The sequence below is a fragment of the Flavonifractor sp. An4 genome (genome assembly GCF_002161755.1).
Lineage (GTDB): Bacteria > Bacillota > Clostridia > Oscillospirales > Oscillospiraceae > Flavonifractor > Flavonifractor avicola.
This window is the reverse complement of record NZ_NFIL01000008.1, coordinates 82,389-103,371: the sequence shown is the minus strand read 5'-3', so window position 1 is coordinate 103,371 and position 20,983 is coordinate 82,389. Positions and strand designations below refer to the sequence as shown.

Genomic DNA, 20,983 nt, shown 5'->3' with positions numbered 1-20,983 from the left:
CGCCCACCCAGACGGCCCAGCCATCCGCCCGGCCCTCCGCCGCTCCCGACGACGAGAAAGAGGATCAGCCGGAGGCCGCCCCCCTGGATCTGCGGTTCATCCTGATCCCTCTGGCGGTCGTGCTGGTGGTTCTGGCCTTCCCCATCCGGCGGGCCATCGGTCGAAGCCGGCGCGAGAAGCGGTTTAGCCAGGCCAACACCAACCAAGCCGTCATTGCCGCTTATCTCTATCTGAAAAAGCTGGAGAAGTGGGGCGGACAGACTTCTGAGGAAATCTTTGAACTGGCCAAAAAGGCCAGATTCAGTCCCCACACCCTGACGGAAGAGGAGCGGCAGGTCGCTGTACAGGCCGCCCATACTGTCTCCACTCAGGTGGACAAGTCCCTGCCCTGGTACAAGCGGTTCTGCTGCCGCTATATCCTGGGTCTGTGCTGACCAGACAACAGCAAAAGAGCCCGCCGCAGTGTTCTGCGGCGGGCTCTCTGATTTAATGTAACTCAGAGCACCTCAAATTCCAGCCAGGTGTACTGCTTGCGCACCATCCGCAGCCGCACCCCATCCTGATAGATCTGGTCGGATTCGGCCAGCCCGTAAAGGGACTGGGCCAGGAAGGTCTGGAGGGTCTCCAGGTCGGAGGTGGGCAGGGCTGCGAAGAGCAGCCTGGACACAACCTTTACGAAATCCACCGCGCTGTCTTCGCTGAAGCTGCCGTTGATGCCGAAACAGCACTCGCCGGAGCAATCCTGGTGGATGGACTTGGCATGGAGGGCCAGATGGACGCCGGTAACGTCCTCTCCCCTCACAAGGTTGATCCGGTACTGCTTGTCCTCATTGGGGTCGTCCACCCACTCCTTCTTTTCGCTTTTCCGGCCCTGGAGGGCATCGGTAAGGCCCTGGATGGACTGGGCCAGGTCGTGGGAGGTCTTGCTGTAGTTGACGATGGCCGCCTCGCCCTCCTCCTTGCCCGCCTTGTAACCCTGGGGCAGTATGGCCTGGATCTTGCGGAGGACCTCCATGGGCGAGTCCTTGAAGTGCCTGCCCTCCAGCAGCTCCAGCTGCTCGCCATGGACCATGGGCAGCCGGCCCCGGGAGCGGTTCAGCTCCTCGCCGATCTCGGTGGCCCGGCTGCGGAGGGGCTGGAGCTTCTGGCTGCACGCCTCCTCCATCTGGCTGATGCGGCTATTCACCTGTCCCAGCTCACCCTGGATCTGGTCGATCTGCTCCTGGATGGCCTTTTTCTCCTTGCCTTTGAATAAACCCAGCCCCTGCTTCTGCCGGCTGAGGTCATCGATGGCCTCCTGCTTGCGTTTGCGCTCCTCATAGACCGGATCGGCGGCCAGGTCGGCCTCCAGCTGATCGGCCTGGCGGGTGAGGGCCTCCCGCTCCTGCTCCAGGGCCGCCTTCTCCTGGGCGTGCTCGCTCCAGTACTGCTCCCGGGCGGCATCCTCCTCAACGCTGACGCGGGCCGCCTCGCACTGCCCCAGTACCGCTTCCATGTGGGTCTTCCGATGGGCGGGATCGTACCAGTCCATCCGCTTCTGCCAGGTCTCAATGGCGTTGGTGCGGGACTTCTTGGCCGCCTCGGTAAAGGTGTAGTCCACCTGATAACTGCCGTCGGTATAGGCGTTGGGCACGAATTTGTAGGAGCAGGAGTCCCGCACAGCGGTGGCGATGACCACATAGTTCTTGCTGATGGTGAAGTTCAGCTCGTCGTCGTAGGACAGCTGGAAAGCCCTGTCCAGCAGTGTGAGGCACCGGTCGGAGCTCTGGGTGTAGCGGTTCCACTCGTACTTGCCCCGGTTAAGGTCCTCCGGACCGAACTCCTCGTCGGCGTTGTTGCTGCCCCCCACGGCGGCCCCGTTAATGATGCGGCCCAGCTGGGTGGAGAAGTCGTTGGTGTAGAACTCCTCCCCGGTCTGCTCCTTCAGCATTTGCAGCTGTTCCTTCACATTTTGGGCAGAATTGAGCACATCCAGCTTATTATCCTCGCTGCGGTAGTCCACAAAATGGTTGCCGTGCATCTGCACGATGGCCGCGCCGATCTGCTGGGCGGACACCATCACCTCGATGCGCAGATTGCTGCGCGCCTCCTCAGGCACATAGGTCAGCGCCTTGATCCAGGCCACCACGCTCTCCCCGTACCGGTTGTTCCGTCCGGTGGTCTGCCAGCCGGCGGCGGTGCCCTTGATGGACCAGGCCTGCCAGTTCTGGGGATCTATCTCAATGATCTTGTTGGCGTAGTTTTCGGCTTCTTCGTTGTTGCTTCCCTCCAGAGCGCTCTTGGCCATACTCAGATAGTTGTCTATCTGAGCCTGATTGACCGCGTCGGTCCCTCCGGCGGAGGCAGTGGGAGCTCCGGCGCCCCCACCCTCCATCATCATCTTCCGGGCTTCTTCCACGGAATACTTGCACCCGCAGCCCTGGCAGACAAAGACGCCGTCCTGCTTCAGCAGATCGTCGCTGCCGCACATTTCACAAACCAGTTTTTTCATAATATCCCTCCATTTGATGGATCTCCCGTGAAATCGCCGTTTCCTTTACTGTATTCAATTTATTCCAAAATTTCAATATGCCGCCTGCATACCCTTTGCTGTTTTTTTGATACAACAACACGCCCCCGGAGGAAATACCTCCGGGGGCGTGTTGCTTATTCCGTCAGGCTGAAGAACTGCTCCAGCCGGTTGGACTTATCAAAGATATTGTTGTACAGCAGTACCTTGTAGGCCTCAATGGTCTCATCCAGCTGGTCGGGCAGCGCTTCGTTCTCCCCGTACCAGTTTCCTTCCGCATCCCGCACCCCCACGGTATTGATGACCGGGGCGGCCTCCCACAGCTGGGACAAAAACTTCTGGTAGCCGGTCATGGGCAGGTTGGCGGTGTCCATCAGCAGGGCGGACAGGTAGTTGAGGGAGAGCTCCACCCCCTGCTCCTCCGGGATGTCGTAGTTGGCCCACAACAGGAAGGGTACCATCTGCTTTTTCTGGGCCAGAGCGGTGTCCGGGTTCTCCCCCAGCACGTCGGTGTAGAAATTGGTGGCCACCTGGGGCTGATGGTCTCCGAAGAGGAGAATCATGGTGGGCTCCTCTACCTGAGAGAAGTAGTTGATCAGGTATTCAAAGGCCTGATCGCTCTGATAGATAAGGGACAGATATTGGTTCACCGTCTGGAACCTACCCTCCAGGCTGCCGGTAAGCCACACCTCCCGGGGCAGGTTATCCCAGGACATCTGGTAGCCGCTGTGGTTCTGCATGGTGACGTTGAAGAGGAACAGGGGCTCCCCCGCCTCCTTCTCCTCGTACAGCCGAATCAGATTTTCATAGTCACACTGATCGGTGACATATCCGGATTTCTCGTCTCCCCGCATATAGGTACGGTTCTGGAAGTCGCTTTCGAAATACACCTCATCAAAACCGTAATCGCTGTACACCGCAGGCCGGTTCCAACCGGAGGACCGGTAGGGGTGGGCGGCGATGGCGGTATAACCCAAGGCCTTCATCTGGCCCACCAGGGTGGGGTCCCCGTCGGAGACATACATCTGATAGGGCACCGTACCGGCGGGCAGGTATGCGGTGGTGTTGCCGGTGAGGAACTCATACTCCGAGTTGGCGGTGGTGCCGCCGAACACGGAAGAGTAGGCATAGCCCTTGATGGTGTTCTCTGTCAGGGAGCGAATAAAGGGCATGGCGTCCTGGTTGGTCTCCACTCCCGGCAGCACAGACAGGTCGGAAAAGGACTCGTTCATAATGACGATGACGTTCACCGGCCGCACCGTCCCGTCCGGGTCCACCACCGTTACCGACAGATCATCGCTGGCGTTTTCCGTGCCCAGATCGTTCAGGGTCTGCTGGGAGTAGGCATCCGGTTTTTCCACCTTCATGTACTTCATACACACGGCAAAGTTGAGGAAGAGGCCGTTGCCACGGGTGGTCCACATGGAGGGCTCGATCCCCAGCTTCTCCACCATGCTGGTGCCGAAAAACACCGGCAGGAACACCACAGCCGCCCCCGCCGAGGCCCCGAATACCTTCCAGGAGAACTTTTTCCGGGGCTCATTGGGCAGTACCTTCATGGCCAGAATCACCGCGATCATCATGATCAGGGTCACCCACTGCCGCTGGGACAGGGAATAGTCATAGTTGCCCGCCACGTTGGCCGCGGTGCCCAGGCTGAGGAAGTCTCCGGGGAACAGGGTACGCCCCCGGAAGGCAATGAGGTAGTGGTTGGCGCAGCCGAAGCCCCAGGCGATGCCCAGGCCCAGCTTTACCGCACCGCTGCGCCGGCCCCGGAGGAAGTAGAAGAACAGCTCTCCAAAGTAGTACCACACCAGATTCAGCAGGATCTGGGCGAGGGTAAAATCCTTCCAGGGGTCGTTATAATTCAGATACTCCACCATGGTGAAGGAGATCAGGGGCACTACGATCAGCAGGACCATGGTGGTCCACCAGTACTGCCGGGGACTCATGGCCAGCTTGGGCCACTTCAGCCGGAACCGCCGCTTTGGGGGCGTCTGGGGCTCCGGTACCTCCTGCACCTCAGGCGTTTCAGTGATGTTGCTCATATCATTACGCTGCCTTTTTCAAAAATTCATGGTTCCCATTTTATCATAAAAGAGCGAAAGCGCAACGCGCTTTCGCTCTTTTTTAGAAAACCTTAGAAAACCTGAAAAGAATCCAAAAAGATCACATCTGCCTGAGGGGCGGCCCTTCCAGGCCGATCACCCGGTCGCACAGGGCCACCGTCTCCCGCTCATGACTGGACAGCACCACCGGCAAACCCAGTGAGCGCACCCGCTCCAAAATCCGGGCTGTCCGGGGGGCGTCTACCCCGGCAAAGGGCTCGTCCAGCAGAATGAGCCCGCCACCGCAGGCCAGAGTCCGGGCTAAAGCCAGCCGTCTCCCCATGCCGCCGGACAGGGCGGCGGGGTAGTGCTTCTCCTCCCCCTCCAACTCCGCCAAAGCCAGCCAGCGGGGGACCTCCCCTCGGCGTTCCCGGGGCAGCACGTCGGCAATATGCTGCTCCACCGTCCGCCAGGGCAGCAGCCGGTTCTCCTGAAAGAGGATCACCGGGTCCGGCGGGGTAATAACTGTCCCCGCCTCCACCGGCTGGAGCCCTGCCAGTACCCGCAGCAGGGTGGTCTTGCCGCAGCCGGAGGGGCCGGAGAGAGCGGTGATCCCCGTCTCCGGCAGGTCCAGAGAAAACCGGTTCAATACCAGCTTTTCCCCAAAACGCACCGTAATATTGGAGACTGATATCATGGTTTCCTCCCTCCCCGCCGCCGGAACAGGATACCCAGGGCGCATTCCAGCACAAAGCTCAGCACGATGACCACTGCCGTCCAGGCAAAGAGGTCGGGGGTCTCCAGGGTGATTTTGGCCCGGTAGAGTTGGGTCCCGATGGCCAGTTTGGGCTGACACAGCACCTCGGCCGCCACCCCCGCCTTCCAGGCCAGACCCAGGCCGGTGGCGCAGCCGCTGACAAAGTAGGGCCGCACAGAGGGCAGGTATACCAGCCGGAGGGTCTTGCCCCGTCCAAAGCGATAGGCCCGGGCGGCCTCCAGCAGCAGGGGATCGGTCTGGGCTACCCCCTTGCTCACATTGCCCCACAGTACCGGCAGCACCATCAGGCCGGACACGATGGCGGGCACCCAGCCGGAGGAGGGGGCCCACAGCAGCACCAGCACGATAAAGGAGGCCACAGGGATGGCCCGGATCACCTTCACCGCCGGGGTGAGCACCCAGTCCGCCGCCCGGAGGGCGGAGGTGGCCGCCGCCACCAGAGCCCCCACCACCGCACCGACAGCAAAGCCCCCGAAGATGCGGCCCAGGGTCACCGCCGCCGACTGCCAGAAGGCTCCCTGTCCCGCCAGGGTCCATAGCCTCTGGGCCACCAGCAGGGGGTACGGCAGCAGCAAGGCTCCGTGGCCGTTGGTCCTCATGTCCACCAAAAAGGCCGCAAGCTGCCAAACCCCCAGCCAGAAGGCCAGGGGTATGACGGCTCGCAGTAATTTGCTCCGTTTTACATTACGGGATGTAGTAGAAGGCGTCATCGGGGATGGAACCTCCGATCGAAGTGGGGTCGGCGGCGAAAAGCACCTCATAGTAGCTGGAGATGGACTTCAGGTCCTCACCGGCAACAAAGACCATGTTGGCCTGGGGGATGGCCGCGGTGGCAATGGCAGCCTTGGGCACGATGCCGTACTGCTCGATGAGCCGACCGCTCTCCTCCGGGTTGTCCTTGATGTAGTTGATGGAGGCCTCATACTCCTGCAGGAAGGCTTCCACCGCCTCGGGGTGCTCCTGGGCAAATTCGGTGCGCACCACCACGCAGCCCATGGTGAAGGTGCCGGAGGCTCCGGACTCAGTCCAGGCGTCGCTCAGGTCGATGGCATCCCGCACGTCGCTGTTCTGCATGAGCACGGTGGTGGCAGCAGGCACAGGGAGCATACACAGGTCGATCTCGCCGGAGGCCATCAGGGTGGTGACCTCCTCGCTGGTTTTCCACTGGATGTCCACATCGGTGTCCGGGTCCAGGCCGTTCTGGGTCAGCAGGTAGTCCAGCACATACTCGGTGTTGGTGCCCTGATTGATGGCGTAAATAGTCTTGCCGGACAGGTCAGCCAGAGAGTTGACGGTATTGCCGTTCTCCAGGATGTGGAGCACACCCAGAGTGTTCAGGGCCAGCAGCTGCACATTGCCGGTCTTGTTATACAGATTGGCGGCCACGTTGGTGGGCAGAGCGGCCATGTCCAGCTCACCGCTGTTCAGCTTGGGCACGATATCGGTGGAGGGATCGGAGCCCATGGTCACATTGTAGTGGTTGACAGTCTCGCCGGCATCGTTGTCAGCGAGCAGCTTAGCGGCGCCCATACCGGTGGGGCCGTTGAGCAGGCCCAGGTTGATCTCAGTTCCCTCCAGAGCAGGGGTTTCAGACTGGGCGGGAGTGGTCTCCGCCACGGGGGTGGTCTCAGCGGGAGGGGTGCTCTCCGCCGGAGCGGGATTGGAAGCGCAGGCGGTAAGGCCCAGCGCCAGGGCCACAGTCAGGCCCAGTGCAAGCAGTTTCTTCATGGTACCTCGTTCCTTTCTGAGCCGCATGAGCGTTTGCTCTTCATACGGTCCAGTTCAGTGTACCATGTCCCTCCAAAATGTCAACGGGCAAATTCCCCAATTCTGCCCGGGACGGACCGGGAAGTGCCCGCCAGCATAGGATAAGGGGTGAAAAGGAGGTGTTTTCTATGAACCAACCCAGCTGTCAGAGAGCCCGGGATCAGGAGGCCCGTCAGCGGGCCGCCGCCATTCTGGCTCAGAGCCAGCCTATGGAGCCTGCCATGAAGCGGTATGCCCATCCTATTCCCTGCTGGAGCGTCCCTGCCTGGTCCCCACCCTCCGTCGGAGGAGAGGGCATGGACCGGGTACTGGAGGAGCTGGCCCGGCAGAATCAGCTGCTGATGGATCTGCTGGGGGCGGTCAATTCCCTCACTGCCGCCACTCTCAGCATCCGCAGCCGGTTTGTGGGAGAAGCGTAAGGTTTCCTGTCAAAAAGAGCCGAAAACGCGGAAACTTTTCCTTGTCTTATACCGTCTAATTCGATATAATGCGGTCATTCTAAGGATAAAAGCAATACATAATGTCATATATTACCAAAGAAAGGCGTGGTGGCCATGGCCAAGCGGCTGATGAAAAAGAAGAAAGAGAAGATCCCTCTGTCCCCCGGACAGAAGGTAGCCAGGATCCTGTTTATCATTCTGGCAGTGGCAGCCGTGCTGATACTGTCTGCCATCATCATCTTCAAGCTGTTGGCCCAGCCGCCCAAGATCCAGGAGGAGGCCCCTCCGCCGAAGGAGAGCGAAAACGTCTCTCTCCAGTCGCCCGCCCCGGAGGAGAGCGCCCAGCCCGCCCGTCAGCGGAAGGAGTATACCTATACCTTCCTGCTGTGCGCCAGCGACCAGGCCAGCGGCAACGTGGACACCATGATCGTGGCTACCTATGACACGGTAAACCAGACCATCGCCATGGTCTCTATCCCCCGGGACACCCTGATAGAGGGTGTCTCCGACAAGGGAAAGCACTTCTATAAACTGTGTAATATGTATCCCTACAACGGCATCGATGCCCTGAAGGAGGAGGTCCGAAATATCGTGGGCTTCCCCATTGACTTCTACGTAAAAGTGAACACCCGGGGCTTTGTAAAGCTGGTGGACGCGGTGGGTGGCATCAATTTCAATGTGCCGGTGCATATGTCCTACGATGATCCCGAACAGGATCTGCATATCCACTTTGAGCCGGGGATGCAGTATCTCACCGGCTCCGACGCTCTGAAGGTGGTGCGCTGCCGCAAAAATTCCGACGGCCCCGGCGTCTATCCGCACAACATCTACGACGCCTATCCCGACGCCGACATCGGCCGCACCAACACCCAGCGGGAGCTTATCATGACTGTGCTCAAAAAGGCCATCTCCCAGCCCCTCAACCTGCCTACCTATTACGACATCTTCATGGAGAACGTGGAGACCGACCTGAGCGTCACCGATCTGGCCTTTTTTGCTGACAAGGGCCTGAGTTTTGACTTTGACAACGTGACCGCCACCTCCCTGCCGGGGGACGGCACAGTAAGCTATAAGGGCTGGGACTGGTGCTACGAGCTCTATCCCGACCAGGTGCTGGACATCGTCAACACCTCCGGGCTCAATCCCTACACCACCGACATCACGGCCGATATGCTGGACATCACCCAGAGCGGCACCGCCAAGCAGCCCGCCTGACAGCGCAAAAAAGGACGCCGGGAGGCGTCCTTTTTTCGTGCTTTCAGGCTTACACAAACTCGTAGTCTACGAATTTGTCCTCGCCCTGCTTGTTGTCCTTGGTCTCCCCTACAAAGGTTCCCATCACATGGCAGTCCGGGCAGAAGCCGAACTCGGGCTCGGAGGCAAACTCCAGCTCATAGCGGTACTTCTTGCCGCACTGCGGACACTCATAAAAGAAATAATAGGTTCCCCAGGTCATTTGTACTTCCTCCTCTTTTTCCTGTTACTTCCCCAGCAGACCCAGACGCTCCAGAATCAAAGCGGCCTGCTCCCGGGTCAGGGGAGCACCGGGGGCGGTGCCGTCAAACACGCCGGCGTCCTTGGCCTTGTTCCAGGCCTCTCTGGCCCACTCGCTCACCGCCCGGTCGGAAATCCCCTTCTCATGGACGGCAAAGGCGTCGTCAAACTGCTCCTGCGTCATCTCCGGTTCACCCCCCTTCAGCCGCGCTTTCACGTCGGCGCGGAGGGTATCCATGCTCTTGCCGTGTTTGGGGAACCATTGTCCCACATCGCTGTGGTTGGAGGCCAGCCCCAGCTTACAGCCTTCCGCATGGTCGATGATGTCCCGCTCGGGGTCCAGACCGTATTTTTCACACAGATAGGCGCACAGCTCCACCGCCGTGTCGTATACCTGCTGAAAATAGGCCTTATTTTTTACCGGGTCGTATCCGATCATGGCGCCGCCTTTGTAGGTGTGCCCGGCAGGCTCCAGGATCTCAAAACTGATATGGGTGTTATTGGCCGCGCCGCCGGCGTGCCATCCCCGCCAGTTCCAGGGCAGGGTCTCGGTAACGCCTCCCCGGTGGACGATGGCATGGACACAGGCGTTCACCCCCGGTTTATCCCAGGCCTTGAGAAAGACGTTGACGTCCGGCTGGGCCACGCCGGTGGAGTGGACCATGATCCCCTTGGGTTTGATGGTGCGCCCTGCCTTGTAGCAGTCGCTGTTGGTGAGAATATGCTCTGTGATGTGCATTGGCAACCCCTCCGGGTTATCCTATGCGCTTCACAGATTTGCGGTTATTCTTCCTTGCTTTGGGCCTCCAGCTCCGCCCGGCGGGCGTCTCTGGCCTGGAGGGTCTCCGCCAGACTTCTCTCCGGGCGGGCATTGATGGTCTGCTGCCAGGCCATCACCCATACCCGCAGCTCCTCCAGCCCCTCCTCCGTCATGGGGAAGGACTTTGTCTCCTCTACAGTGCTGTCCTGGAGCCGCCAGGGCCCCTCCCACACCTGGGCAGTCAGGGAGGGGGGATTCTCCTCGTCCCCCTTCACCGGGTCCACCCGGTAGCGCATCCGGCCGCCGCTGGCGGTCCAGAAATTCTCATTTTCAAAGTGGGAAAGCACCGGCAAAAAAATGGCTTCCTCCATGGCGTCAACTCCTTGCAGTGTAAAAGCGTGGTATCCAGATTATGATACCACGCTTTTTGACCCTTTTCAATTCTCGGAATAGCGGGACAAAAACTGACGGGTCCGCTCTTCCCGGGGACTCTCGATGACCTGCCGGGCGGGGCCCTGCTCCACGATGATGCCGCCGTCCATGAAGATCACCTGGTCGGCCACATCCCGGGCAAAGGCCATCTCATGGGTAACAATGATCATGGTGGTCTTTTGCTCGGCCAGGGAGCGGATCACCTTGAGCACCTCGCCGGTGAGCTCCGGGTCCAGGGCGGAGGTGGGCTCGTCAAAGCACAGGATGTCTGGCTGGAGGGCCAGAGCGCGGGCGATGGCCACCCGCTGCTGCTGGCCGCCGGAGAGCTGATGGGGATAGTGGCCCGCCCGGTCGGCCAGGCCCATCCGTTCCAGCAGGGCCTGACCCTGGGTGCGGATCTCCTCCAGAATGGCCTTCTTGTTCTGCTTGAAGTCGGGCCGTTCCTTGGCCAGCAGTTCCCCGGCCAGGGTCACGTTCTCCAGGGCGGTGTACTGGGGGAACAGGTTGAAGGACTGAAACACCAGTCCGAAGTGGAGCCGCTTTTTGCGCACCTCTGCCTCCCGCTGGGTGGCGGGATCGTCGGCATCAAAGAGGGTCTCGCCGTTCACCAGGATCTTGCCCTGGTTGGGTGTCTCCAAGAAGTTCAGGCAGCGCAGCAGGGTGGTCTTGCCGGAGCCGGAGGAGCCGATGATGGCCAGGGCCTGTCCCTGCTCCAGGGAAAAGCTGATGTCCTCCAGCACCCGGGTGGCCCCGAAATGCTTCTCAATGTGCTGTACGTCCAAAACAGGCATGGTCCGGGCCTCCTTACTTGAAATAGTTCAGCTTCTTCTCAAACCAGCTGAACAGCAGGGTGAGAATACCGTTGGCCACCAGATAGAACACGGCGGTGTAGAACAGGGGCCAGATCATGCCCTTCTTGATGTAGGACTCACCCATCCAGATGATTTCATACACCGAGATGACCCGCACCAGTGCGGTATCCTTCACCAGGGTGATGAACTCGTTGCCCATGGGAGGCACGATACGCTTGATGACCTGAAGGAGGGTCACCTTGAAGAAGATCTGGCTGCGGGTCATTCCCAGCACCAGGCCGGCCTCCTGCTGGCCCGCCGGTACACCCTGAATACCGCCCCGGTAGATCTCGGAGAAGTAGCAGGCGTAGTTGATGACGAAGGTCACCACCGCCGCGGTGAACCGGGGCAGCAGGGGCAGGTCGAACATCAGGCCCGGGCCGTAGAACACCACCATGATCTGGAGCATCAGGGGGGTGCCCCGGATGATCCACACCACAGTCTTGACCACCCACCGCAGGGGGGCGCACCGGCTCATGGAACCGAAGGAGATCACCAGACCCAGGGGTAGGGCAAACAGGAGGGTCAGGAGAAAGAGCTCCAGGGTGACCACAAACCCCTCCAGCAGGGTGAGCGTAACAGACATCAGCATAGCATTTCCCTCTTTTGACCGGGGAAGGGCAGAGAGCGCCCGGCTCTCTGCCCAATTCCCTTAGGCTATGTTATTTTTCGATGACGGACTCCTGGACGCCGTAGGTGGTGGCCGTCTCCATGACGGTACCGGCGTCATAGGCCTCTTTCCAGAAGGTGTTGAAGGCCTCGGTCAGATCGGAGCCCTTCCGGAAGGCCACGCCGTACTCCTCATCGTTGAGCTGCACGGTGTAGGTCAGATCGGGGTAGCTGGTGCCCTCACCGATCATGGCGCCCGCCATCAGCAGGTCGATGACGCACGCGTCGGAGGCGCCGGAGGCCACCTCCATCAGGGCATCGGCCTGGGTGGTCTTGGCCACATAGGTCAGGCCCAGTTCATCCAGCTGAGCCGCGCCCTGAGAACCGTTCTCCACGGCGAAGTTCAGGCCGCTGAGGCTCTCCACCGTCTGGTAATCCTCCGCCTTGTCAGCGGGAACCACCACCACCTGACCGTTGCGGCAGTAAGGCTCGGACACGGAGGCACCGGCCTTCACCTCGTCATTGATGGTCATGCCGTTCCAGATCACATCAATGCCCTTGGTGTCCAGCTCCATCAGCTTGTTGTCCCAGTTGATCTCGATGAACTCCACTTCCACGCCCAGGCTCTCAGCGAAGGCCTTGGCCATGTCGGCGTCGAAGCCGATCCACTCGCCGTTTTCGTCCTTATAGTCCATGGGCTTAAAGTCAGTCATGCCAACGACGAGGGTGCCCTTCTCCTTCACATAGGCCATATCGCTCTCGGCAACAGGGGTCTCAGAATTGCCGGCAGGGCTCTCACTGTTATTGGAAGGGGTATTGGCGGTACCGCCGGTGCCGCCACCGCAGGCGGCCAGGGTAAAGGTCAGTCCCAGCGCAAGGGCCAGAGCAGTCAGTCTCCGTTTCATGTACATTCCTCCAAACCATGTATGTCGTGGTTGCTTTCGTATGTTACCACACTAAAGCGTCGTTGTAAAGAGGAATTTTCATTTTTCTTTTTCCGATTCCACCGCCCGACGGAACTCCACCCCTGTATTTACATTCCACAGGGCCCGCTCCAGGTCAAACTCCGGCAGTTCTTCCTCCTCCAGCCAGCGGCAGTCCACCCGGTCCAGCAGGGCCTTGACCGCCCGGCGGCCCTCATCCAGGCAGGCGGTCAGGGGCTCCAGACAGCTGCGGCGGTACAGGGCAAACAGGGGTTCGGCCTCCCCGCCCCGCCGCCGGATCACACAGGCGTCCCCATTCCCCACGCCGGCCAACACACGTTCTGCCAACCCGGAGCAGGCAAAGGGCAGATCCACCGCGGCCAGGAACACCGCCTCCGCTTCGGTGCGGAGAAAGGCGGCCTCCAGCCCCGCCAGGGGACCCTGGCCCGGCCTCAGATCGGGCAGTTCCCGGCAGCCGGGATAGCGCCCCGGCCGGTCCACCGACACATAGATCCCATCGAACAGCGGGGAGAGTTCCTTCGTCATCCGGTCCAGAAAACTTTGCCCCGCCAGGGACAGGCCCGCCTTGTCACGGCCCATCCGCCGGCTCTGCCCGCCAGACAGGATCACTCCAATGGTGCGCTCCATCCTCCTGCCTCCCTGTGTTTTTCAATGATTTTGCCATTGTACCAGAAAAAATTACCCACGTCAAAAGCCGTATAGAAGCCCTTTTCCCTCCATATCCTCTCCCACAGAGCATTTCAGCATTGGAGGCGTCACACACCATGAAAAAACTGGCCGCGGCCCTGCTGGCCGCCACCCTACTGGCTCTGCCCGTCCAGGCCGCCGAGGCCGATCCATCCGCCGCTGGTGCGCCCACCGTGGATGCGGCAGGGGCTGTATTGATGGAAAAGGAGACAGGCACCGTTCTCTACGAGCAAAATGCCCACGACAAACTGGAACCCGCCAGTGTCACCAAAGTCATGACCCTGCTGCTGGTGATGGAGGCCATCGACAGCGGCAATCTGTCCAAAGACGATCTGGTCACCGTTTCCGCCTACGCCGCCTCCATGGGCGGCTCCCAGGTCTATTTAAAGGAAGGCGAGCAGATGACGGTAAACGACCTGCTCAAGGCCGTGGCGGTGGCCTCTGGCAACGACGCCTCGGTGGCCCTGGCCGAACATCTCTGCGGCAGCGAGGAGGCCTTTGTGGCCAAAATGAACGAGCGGGCCGCCCAGCTGGGCATGACAGACACCTGCTTTGTCAACTGCACCGGTCTGCCTGCGGCGGGCCATCTCACCTCCGCCTATGACATCGCCCTTATGAGCCGGGAGCTCATCCTTAGCCACCCCTCCATCCGGGACTACACCACCATCTGGATGGACTCCCTCCGGGACGGCCAGTTCCAGCTGGCCAACACCAACAAACTGATCCGATTCTATGAGGGAGCCACCGGTCTCAAGACCGGTTCCACCGATGCCGCCGGCTACTGCCTGTCTGCCACGGCGGAACGGGACGGCATGGAGCTCATTGCCGTTATCCTGAAATCCTCCACCAAGGACACCCGGACGGCAGCCGCCCAGACCCTGCTCAACTATGGCTTTGCCAACTACACCCTAATGGATGTGTATCCTTCCCAGGCCCTACCCCCGGTGGATGTACTGCTGGGTGAGCAGGAGACCGTCCAGCCCGTGCTCTCCCAGCCCACCCGTATCCTGGTCAGCCGGTCTATGATCAATCAGGTGGAGACTCAGCTGGAGCTGTGTCAGGATGTGGAGGCCCCGGTGGACCCGGGACAGACTTTAGGCAGAATGACGGTGACCGCCGGCGGTCAGGTCCTGGCACAGATCCCCATCGTGGCAGACCAGGCCGTGGCCCGGCTCTCCGCCCCCGGTATCTTCCTGCGCCTGATGCGCACCCTGCTCATGGCCGGCTGACGCCGGAAACAGAGGCCCGCCGCAGTAAAACTGCGGCGGGTCCTGCGCGTTCTTTACAAAAGATATTGCACATATTACTGGAAATTTTACACGCCGATTGGTAATCCGCATCTTGACTATCTTGCCATATGGTTGTATACTTTACACAAATAAAATCCGCGTATTTTGGATTTTATTTATTACCAATGACAAGAACCCCCAGTTTACGTCATCCCAGTTACTCTGGGGGACTGCCAACAAGGAGAGGATACCTATGGCTTCCACCAAACCGAGTACGATCCTCCATGATTTCTCACAGGGCCACGCGGTACGGGCCCAGGAGTTTATGGGCGCTCACCCTGCTGTGCAGGACGGGCAGGATGGCTGGGTCTTCCGGGTTTGGGCTCCCCACGCCCAATCGGTCGCTGTAATGGGCGATTTCAACGGCTGGAACGACTCCGACCACCCCATGCAGCTGCTCTCCGACGGCGTTTGGGAGGTCTTTATCCCCGGTCTGAAGCAGTTTGACAGCTACAAGTACGCGGTCCATACCGCCTCCGGCCGGGTCCTGGCCAAGGCCGACCCCTACGCCTTCCACGCCGAGACCCGTCCCGGCAACGCCTCCAAGCTCTATGACCTGTCCGGTTACGGCTGGGGAGACGGCAGCTGGATGGATTACCGGAAGAACAATCCCATTTACCAGAAACCGCTGAATATTTATGAAGTTCATTTGGGTTCCTGGCGGCGTACCGGCGAGGACGAGATGCTCTCCTACCGGGATATCGGCAAGTATCTGGTGCCCTATGTGAAGGAGATGGGATTCACCCATGTGGAGCTGCTTCCCATCACCGAGCACCCCCTGGACGCCTCCTGGGGCTACCAGTGCACCGGCTACTTTGCCGCCACCAGCCGGTACGGCACCCCCCACGACTTTATGTGGCTGGTGGACCAGCTCCATCAGGCCGGCATCGGCGTGATCCTGGACTGGGTACCCGCCCACTTCCCCAAGGACGCCTTCGGCCTGTACGAGTTTGACGGCGAACCCTGCTATGAGTACGCCGACACCCGCAAGGGCGAGCACGCCGACTGGGGCACCCGTGTCTTCGACTACGCCCGTCACGAGGTCCGTTCCTTCCTGTTCTCCTCCGCCCTCTTCTGGCTGGAGCAGTTCCACATCGACGGCCTGCGGGTAGACGCGGTGGCCTCCATGCTCTACCTGGACTACGGCCGCCAGGGCGGTGAGTGGGTGCCCAACGTGTTCGGCGGCCACGAGAACCTGGAGGCGGTGGACTTCATCCAGGAGCTCAACGGTCATGTGTTCCAGGAACACCCCGACGTGATGATGATCGCCGAGGAATCCACTGCTTGGCCCCGGGTATCCCACCCGGTGGGCGAGGGTGGCCTGGAGGGCGGCCTGGGCTTCAACCTGAAGTGGAACATGGGCTGGATGAACGACATTCTCCACTACATCAAGCTGGACCCCTATTTCCGGCAGTTCAACCACAAGGACATCACCTTCTCCCTGATGTACGCCTTCTCGGAGAACTTCGTGCTCCCCCTGTCCCACGACGAGGTGGTACACATGAAGGGCTCCCTCATCAACAAGATGCCGGGCACCAACGAGGAGAAGTTTGCCGGCGTCCGGGCCTTCTACACCTATATGCTCACCCATCCCGGCAAAAAGCTGCTGATGATGGGCAGCGAGTTCGGCCAGTGGAACGAGTGGCACTATGAGCACTCCCTGGACTGGCACCTGCTGGACCCGGACCAGGAGTGGGCAAAGCCCCACCGCCAGCTGCAGCAGTACTTTAAGCAGGCCAACGCCTTCTACCTGGCCCACCCCGAGCTGTGGGAGCTGGACTTCTCCTGGGAGGGCTTTGAGTGGATCGAGGCCAATGACAACCAGGCCAACACCGTGGCCTTTCTGCGGAAGGACACCAAGGGAAACGCCCTGGTCATCGTGTGCAACTTCTCCCCGGTGGACCGCACCGGCTACACCGTAGGCGTACCCGTCCCCGGCGTGTACTCCGTTGTGTTCAACTCCGACGATCTCGACTTCGGCGGTAAGGGGGGCGGCGACCACGAACCGGTCCGCAGCCGCTATGTAGAGAGCCAGGGTCGGGAGCAGTCCATTACCATTTCCCTGCCACCCATGAGTGCGGTGATCTATAAGTGTACCCGTAAGTTCCCTGTCCGCAAGAAGAAGGCGGATAAGGAGGAAGCCCCCAAGCCCGCCGTGCGCAAGAAAGCCGCAGCTCCCGCAGTGAAGGCCCCCGCCGCCAAGCCTGCGGTCCGCAAAAAGGCTGCCGCACCTGCGGTAAAGGAAGCGGCCCCCAAGCCTGCCGTGCGCAAGAAGGCCGCCGCTCCCGCCGTTAAGGCGGAGGCCGCCAAACCCGTGGTCCGCAAAAAGAAGGAAAAGTGACCCCTCTCCGGAGAGCCGGAGTTTATCAGTTAGTTCCAGTTCAAACTCTGAGGTGATAGAATGAAAAAGGAATGTGTTGCCATGTTGCTGGCCGGCGGGCAAGGTAGTCGCCTGCACGCCCTCACCAGCCACGTGGCCAAGCCCGCAGTCCCCTTCGGCGGTAAGTACCGCATCATCGACTTCCCCCTGTCCAACTGCATCAACTCCGGCATTGATACCGTGGGTGTGCTGACCCAGTACCGCCCCATGGAACTCAACGCTTACATCGGCAACGGCGAGCCCTGGGATCTGGACCGCTCCTACGGCGGCGTCCACATCCTGCCCCCCTATATGCGCGAGGGTGAGAAGGGCACCTGGTACAAGGGTACCGCCAACGCCATCTACCAGAACATCAACTTCCTGGATACTTACAATCCGGATTATGTGCTCATTCTGTCTGGCGACCACGTCTACAAGATGGATTATGCCGATATGCTCCGCCGCCACAAGGAGGCTAAGGCCGCCTGCACCATCTCCGTGCTGGAGGTCCCCATGGCGGAGGCTCCCCGCTTCGGCATCATGAACGTCAACGAGAACGACGACATCTATGAGTTCGAGGAGAAGCCCAAGAAGCCCAAGAGCAACCTGGCCTCCATGGGCATCTATATCTTCACCTGGAAGAAGCTGCGGGAGTACCTCATCGCCGACGAGGAGGACGAGAAGAGCGCCAACGACTTCGGCAAGAACATCATCCCTGCCATGCTCAATGCCGGCGAGAAGATGACCGCCTATCGCTTCAAGGGCTACTGGAAGGACGTGGGCACCATTGACTCCCTGTGGGATGCCAACATGGATATGCTCTCTCCCGACAACGGCATCGATCTGTACGACAACGAGTGGCCCATCTTTGCCCGCACCCCCACCAAGCCCCCTCACTTCATGGGTAAGAACGCCAAGGTGGACCATTCCATGGTCACCGGCGGCTGCGAGGTGTACGGCACTGTGGAGAACTCCGTCCTGTTCCACTCCGTCATCGTGGAGGAGGGCGCCGTGGTGCGCTACTCCATCCTGATGCCCGGCACCGTGGTCAAAGCGGGCGCCGTGGTGGAGTATTCCATCATCGCGGAGAACAGCGTCATCGGTGAGCGGGCCCGTGTGGGCTCCTCTCCCGACGGCACGGAGGACTGGGGCGTGGCCGTGGTAGCCCAGAACCTGACTGTGGGCCCCGACGCCGTGGTCTCTCCCAAGGCCATGATTACTCGTAACGTGAAAGGAGGTGGGGTGAAATGATGAACAAACTGCACGGCATCATCTTCTCCTACCTTTCCAACCCCGACCTGCGGGAGCTGACCCAGAACCGCAACACCTGCTCTATCCCCTACGGCGGCCGGTACCGGGTCATTGACTTCATGCTCTCCAACATGGTCAACGCCGGTATCTCCGACGTTGGCATGATCGTGGATGCCAACTATCAGTCCCTGCTGGACCACGTGGGCTCCGGCAAAGACTGGGACCTGTCCCGCAAGCACGGCGGCCTGCGCATCCTGCCCCCCTTCAGCTACTCCGGCAGACGGGAAGGGATGTACCGGGGGCGCATGGACGCCCTGGCGGGCATCCGCTCCTACCTCCAGAACATCCGTCAGGATCACGTGGTGCTGGCCGGCGGCGACCTGGCGGTGAGCCTCCCCCTGCGGGATATCTTTGAGGCCCACATCCGCAACGACGCCGACATCACCGCCGTGTGCACCGGCCATCCCAAGGGCGACCCCAAGGGCTGCGACTACTTCACCATCGGCGCCGGCGGACGGATCACCGACGTGTCGGTCCATCCTCCCATCGCTCAGGGCTGTGAGTCCCTGGAGGTTTACATTCTCTCCAAGGAGCTGCTGCTCTCCCTGGTGGACCATTGCGCCGCCCACAACATCCACTCCTTCAGCATTGGTGTGCTCCAGTCCATGGTGGGCCAGCTGAAGATCGTCCCCTATGTGTTCGACGGTTATGCCGCCCGGCTGCAGTCGGTGGCGGGCTACTTCGCCCGCAGCATGGAGCTGCTGGATCCCGCCGTCCGGGAGCAACTCTTCGTGCCCGACCGTCCCGTCCGCACCAAGGACCGCTCCGATCCCTCCACCTACTACGGACCCGACTCCCGCTCCTACAACTCTCTGGTGGCCGACGGCTGCATCATTGAGGGCGAGGTGGAGAACTCCATCCTCTTCCGGGGCGTCCGGGTGGAAAAGGGTGCCAAGGTCTCCGGCTGTGTGCTGATGCAGGGCACCACCATCCAGGCCGGTGCCGTGCTGAAATATGCCATCACCGACAAGAACGTCCGGGTCAACCCGGGCCGGATGCTGATGGGCCACAGCACCTACCCCCTGTCCATCGCCAAAAACGAGATCGTCTGACCTGTATGCGGGGAGGCGGCGGCAAAACGCCGCCGCCTCCCTTTCCTGCGGCGTCTCCCGGGAGGCGTCCCGCATCCCGGCAAATTTATGGTTGGAGGTAATGTATGAATATCCTGTTTGCCACCTCTGAGTGCGCTCCTTTCATCAAAACCGGCGGACTGGCCGACGTGGCCGGCGCTCTCCCCAAGGCCCTGGCCAAGGACGAGAACAACGACGTCCGGGTGATCCTGCCTCTGTATGAGGGGATCGGCGAAGAATGGCGCAGCCAGATGACCTTTTTGAAATGCTTCCATATCACTGTGGCCTGGCGCACCCCCTACTGCGGTATCTTTGAGCTGAAGCGGGACGGCGTCACCTACTGGTTCGTGGACAACGAATATTACTTCAAGCGCGCCTCCATCTACGGCCACTATGACGACGGCGAGCGCTTCGCCTACTTCTCCCGGGCCGTTGTGGAGTCCATGGGCTGGCTCGACTGGCACCCTGATGTGCTCCACTGCAACGACTGGCAGACCGCCCTGGTGCCCATCTACCTGCTGGAGGAGCGTCACCGCATCCCTCAGCTGTATGACACCAAGAGCGTGTTCACTATCCACAACATCGAGTACCAGGGCCGCTATGGCAGCCAGACCCTGAAGGACCTGTTTGGCCTGAATGCCGGCTACTTTAACGAGCATATGCTGGCCTATCACGGCGACGTGAACCTAATGAAGGGCGCCATCTACGCCGCCGACTATGTCACCACCGTGTCCCCCACCTACGCCGATGAGCTGCAGTACAGCTTCTACGCCCACGGCCTGGAGGGTGTCATTGCCGACAACCGCCACAAGCTGCGGGGCATCCTCAACGGCATCGACACCGAGGTGTACGATCCCTGGCACGACAAGGGCCTGACCAAACCCTTCTCGGTCAAGCAGATGGGCGGCAAGAAAAACTGCAAGGCCGCTCTCCAGCAGATGTCCGGCCTGCGGGAAAATCCCGACACCCCCATTATCGCCTGTGTCTCCCGCCTGGTGAAGCACAAGGGCTTCGACCTGGTCACCGCCGCCATCCACGACATTATGGGCATGGACGTGCAGATGATCGTACTGGGCACCGGCGACTGGAACTTTGAGGAGGCCTTCCGTCAGGCTCAGAACCAGTATCCCGGCCGCTTCGCCGCCCACATCATGTACTCCCCCAATCTGTCCACCGCCATCTACGGCGGCGCCGACATTTTCCTCATGCCCTCCATCTCCGAGCCCTGCGGCCTGAGCCAGATGATCGCCATGCGCTACGGCACCATCCCCGTGGTGCGGGAAACCGGCGGTCTGCGGGACTCTGTGATTCCTTACAATAAATTTACCGGCGAGGGCACCGGCTTCTCCTTTGCCAACATCAACGCTCACGAGATGACCGGCGTGCTGGCCGACGCGGTAAACCTCTATCACAACGACCAGAGTGCCTGGAAGGGCCTCCAGAAGAACGCCATGTCCGCCGATTTCTCCTGGACCCGCTCCGCCGCTGCCTACCGGGAGATCTACAGCTGGGTCACCGGGAAGTAATGGGAAGGTTTTCCTTCTCTTGACAAATGGAATCCTGTTGTGATAAAATTCCGCTCCGCAGGGGGATTTTCCCTGCGGAGCGCCTATTTTGTTGCCATCCTAACTGTAT

At 60.6% G+C, this 20,983-nt stretch carries 20 protein-coding genes; 8 read left to right on the top strand and 12 right to left on the bottom strand.

Features of this window, described 5'->3' with window-relative positions; all coding sequences use genetic code 11:
* Positions 1-434, top strand: a 434-nt coding sequence (locus B5F94_RS16420; protein ID WP_158100260.1) for a hypothetical protein, incomplete at its 5' end; no start/stop codon positions are given.
* 62 nt (positions 435-496) lie between these two features.
* Here the strand turns inward: B5F94_RS16420 and B5F94_RS05645 are convergent.
* From B5F94_RS05645 to B5F94_RS05625, 5 genes are all read right to left on the bottom strand, one after another.
* Positions 497-2,491 (bottom strand): hypothetical protein, encoded by a 1,995-nt coding sequence (locus B5F94_RS05645; protein WP_087328621.1) that lies wholly within the window; start codon positions 2,489-2,491, stop codon positions 497-499.
* A gap of 155 nt (positions 2,492-2,646) precedes the next feature.
* Positions 2,647-4,557, bottom strand: coding sequence for an LTA synthase family protein (locus tag B5F94_RS05640; protein ID WP_242965599.1), 1,911 nt, complete (start codon positions 4,555-4,557; stop codon positions 2,647-2,649).
* Between the two features lie 121 nt (positions 4,558-4,678).
* A complete protein-coding gene (locus B5F94_RS05635) occupies positions 4,679-5,254 on the bottom strand; it encodes an ATP-binding cassette domain-containing protein (protein WP_087328620.1) in 576 nt (191 codons plus the stop codon).
* The gene (locus B5F94_RS05630) at positions 5,251-6,045 is read right to left on the bottom strand and encodes an ABC transporter permease (RefSeq protein ID WP_087328618.1); all 795 of its coding nucleotides are present in this window, start codon (positions 6,043-6,045) and stop codon (positions 5,251-5,253) included. Before B5F94_RS05630 ends, B5F94_RS05635 begins: the two co-directional genes overlap by 4 nt.
* Positions 6,020-7,063, bottom strand: a complete 1,044-nt coding sequence (locus B5F94_RS05625; protein ID WP_087328617.1) for an ABC transporter substrate-binding protein — start codon at positions 7,061-7,063, stop codon at positions 6,020-6,022. Before B5F94_RS05625 ends, B5F94_RS05630 begins: the two co-directional genes overlap by 26 nt.
* A 167-nt stretch (positions 7,064-7,230) precedes the next feature.
* Between B5F94_RS05625 and B5F94_RS05620 the strand changes: the two genes are divergently transcribed.
* Both B5F94_RS05620 and B5F94_RS05615 read left to right on the top strand, forming a co-directional pair.
* Entirely contained in the window at positions 7,231-7,521 is a 291-nt protein-coding gene (locus B5F94_RS05620; protein WP_087328616.1) for a hypothetical protein, read from the top strand.
* Between the two features lie 135 nt (positions 7,522-7,656).
* Positions 7,657-8,757, top strand: coding sequence for an LCP family protein (locus tag B5F94_RS05615; RefSeq protein WP_087328614.1), 1,101 nt, complete (start codon positions 7,657-7,659; stop codon positions 8,755-8,757).
* A 49-nt stretch (positions 8,758-8,806) separates the two neighbouring features.
* On the opposite strand, the gene B5F94_RS05610 is transcribed toward B5F94_RS05615, so the two are convergent.
* The 7 genes from B5F94_RS05610 to B5F94_RS05580 form a co-directional block, all read right to left on the bottom strand.
* Complete coding sequence (locus B5F94_RS05610) at positions 8,807-8,998, bottom strand: hypothetical protein (RefSeq protein ID WP_087189476.1); 192 nt, start codon at positions 8,996-8,998, stop codon at positions 8,807-8,809.
* A 24-nt stretch (positions 8,999-9,022) separates the two neighbouring features.
* A complete protein-coding gene (locus B5F94_RS05605; RefSeq protein WP_087328612.1) occupies positions 9,023-9,775 on the bottom strand; it encodes a peptidoglycan recognition protein family protein in 753 nt (250 codons plus the stop codon).
* 44 nt (positions 9,776-9,819) lie between these two features.
* Positions 9,820-10,167: a hypothetical protein gene (locus tag B5F94_RS05600; protein WP_087328610.1), complete on the bottom strand. Its 348-nt coding sequence runs from the start codon at positions 10,165-10,167 to the stop codon at positions 9,820-9,822.
* 66 nt (positions 10,168-10,233) lie between these two features.
* A complete protein-coding gene (locus B5F94_RS05595) occupies positions 10,234-11,019 on the bottom strand; it encodes an amino acid ABC transporter ATP-binding protein (protein WP_087269790.1) in 786 nt (261 codons plus the stop codon).
* 13 nt (positions 11,020-11,032) lie between these two features.
* Positions 11,033-11,671, bottom strand: a complete 639-nt coding sequence (locus tag B5F94_RS05590) for an amino acid ABC transporter permease (protein ID WP_087328607.1) — start codon at positions 11,669-11,671, stop codon at positions 11,033-11,035.
* Positions 11,672-11,741: 70 nt separating this feature from the next.
* A complete protein-coding gene (locus B5F94_RS05585; RefSeq protein WP_087328605.1) occupies positions 11,742-12,593 on the bottom strand; it encodes a transporter substrate-binding domain-containing protein in 852 nt (283 codons plus the stop codon).
* A 78-nt stretch (positions 12,594-12,671) separates the two neighbouring features.
* Positions 12,672-13,259 carry a molybdenum cofactor guanylyltransferase gene (locus tag B5F94_RS05580; RefSeq protein WP_087189482.1) on the bottom strand — a complete coding sequence of 196 codons (588 nt, stop codon included), beginning with the start codon at positions 13,257-13,259 and terminating at the stop codon, positions 12,672-12,674.
* A 137-nt stretch (positions 13,260-13,396) separates the two neighbouring features.
* Between B5F94_RS05580 and B5F94_RS05575 the strand changes: the two genes are divergently transcribed.
* From B5F94_RS05575 to glgA, 5 genes are all read left to right on the top strand, one after another.
* Positions 13,397-14,548 carry a D-alanyl-D-alanine carboxypeptidase family protein gene (locus B5F94_RS05575; RefSeq protein WP_087328604.1) on the top strand — a complete coding sequence of 384 codons (1,152 nt, stop codon included), beginning with the start codon at positions 13,397-13,399 and terminating at the stop codon, positions 14,546-14,548.
* 253 nt (positions 14,549-14,801) lie between these two features.
* On the top strand, positions 14,802-16,949 hold the full coding sequence (gene glgB / locus B5F94_RS05570) for a 1,4-alpha-glucan branching protein GlgB (RefSeq protein ID WP_087328602.1): 2,148 nt from the start codon (positions 14,802-14,804) through the stop codon (positions 16,947-16,949).
* 60 nt (positions 16,950-17,009) lie between these two features.
* Positions 17,010-18,218: a glucose-1-phosphate adenylyltransferase gene (locus B5F94_RS05565; protein WP_087269779.1), complete on the top strand. Its 1,209-nt coding sequence runs from the start codon at positions 17,010-17,012 to the stop codon at positions 18,216-18,218.
* Positions 18,215-19,330 (top strand): glucose-1-phosphate adenylyltransferase subunit GlgD, encoded by a 1,116-nt coding sequence (gene glgD, locus B5F94_RS05560; protein ID WP_087328600.1) that lies wholly within the window; start codon positions 18,215-18,217, stop codon positions 19,328-19,330. Before B5F94_RS05565 ends, glgD begins: the two co-directional genes overlap by 4 nt.
* A gap of 104 nt (positions 19,331-19,434) precedes the next feature.
* Positions 19,435-20,874 (top strand): glycogen synthase GlgA, encoded by a 1,440-nt coding sequence (glgA, locus tag B5F94_RS05555; RefSeq protein WP_087328599.1) that lies wholly within the window; start codon positions 19,435-19,437, stop codon positions 20,872-20,874.
* Positions 20,875-20,983 lie beyond the last annotated feature (109 nt).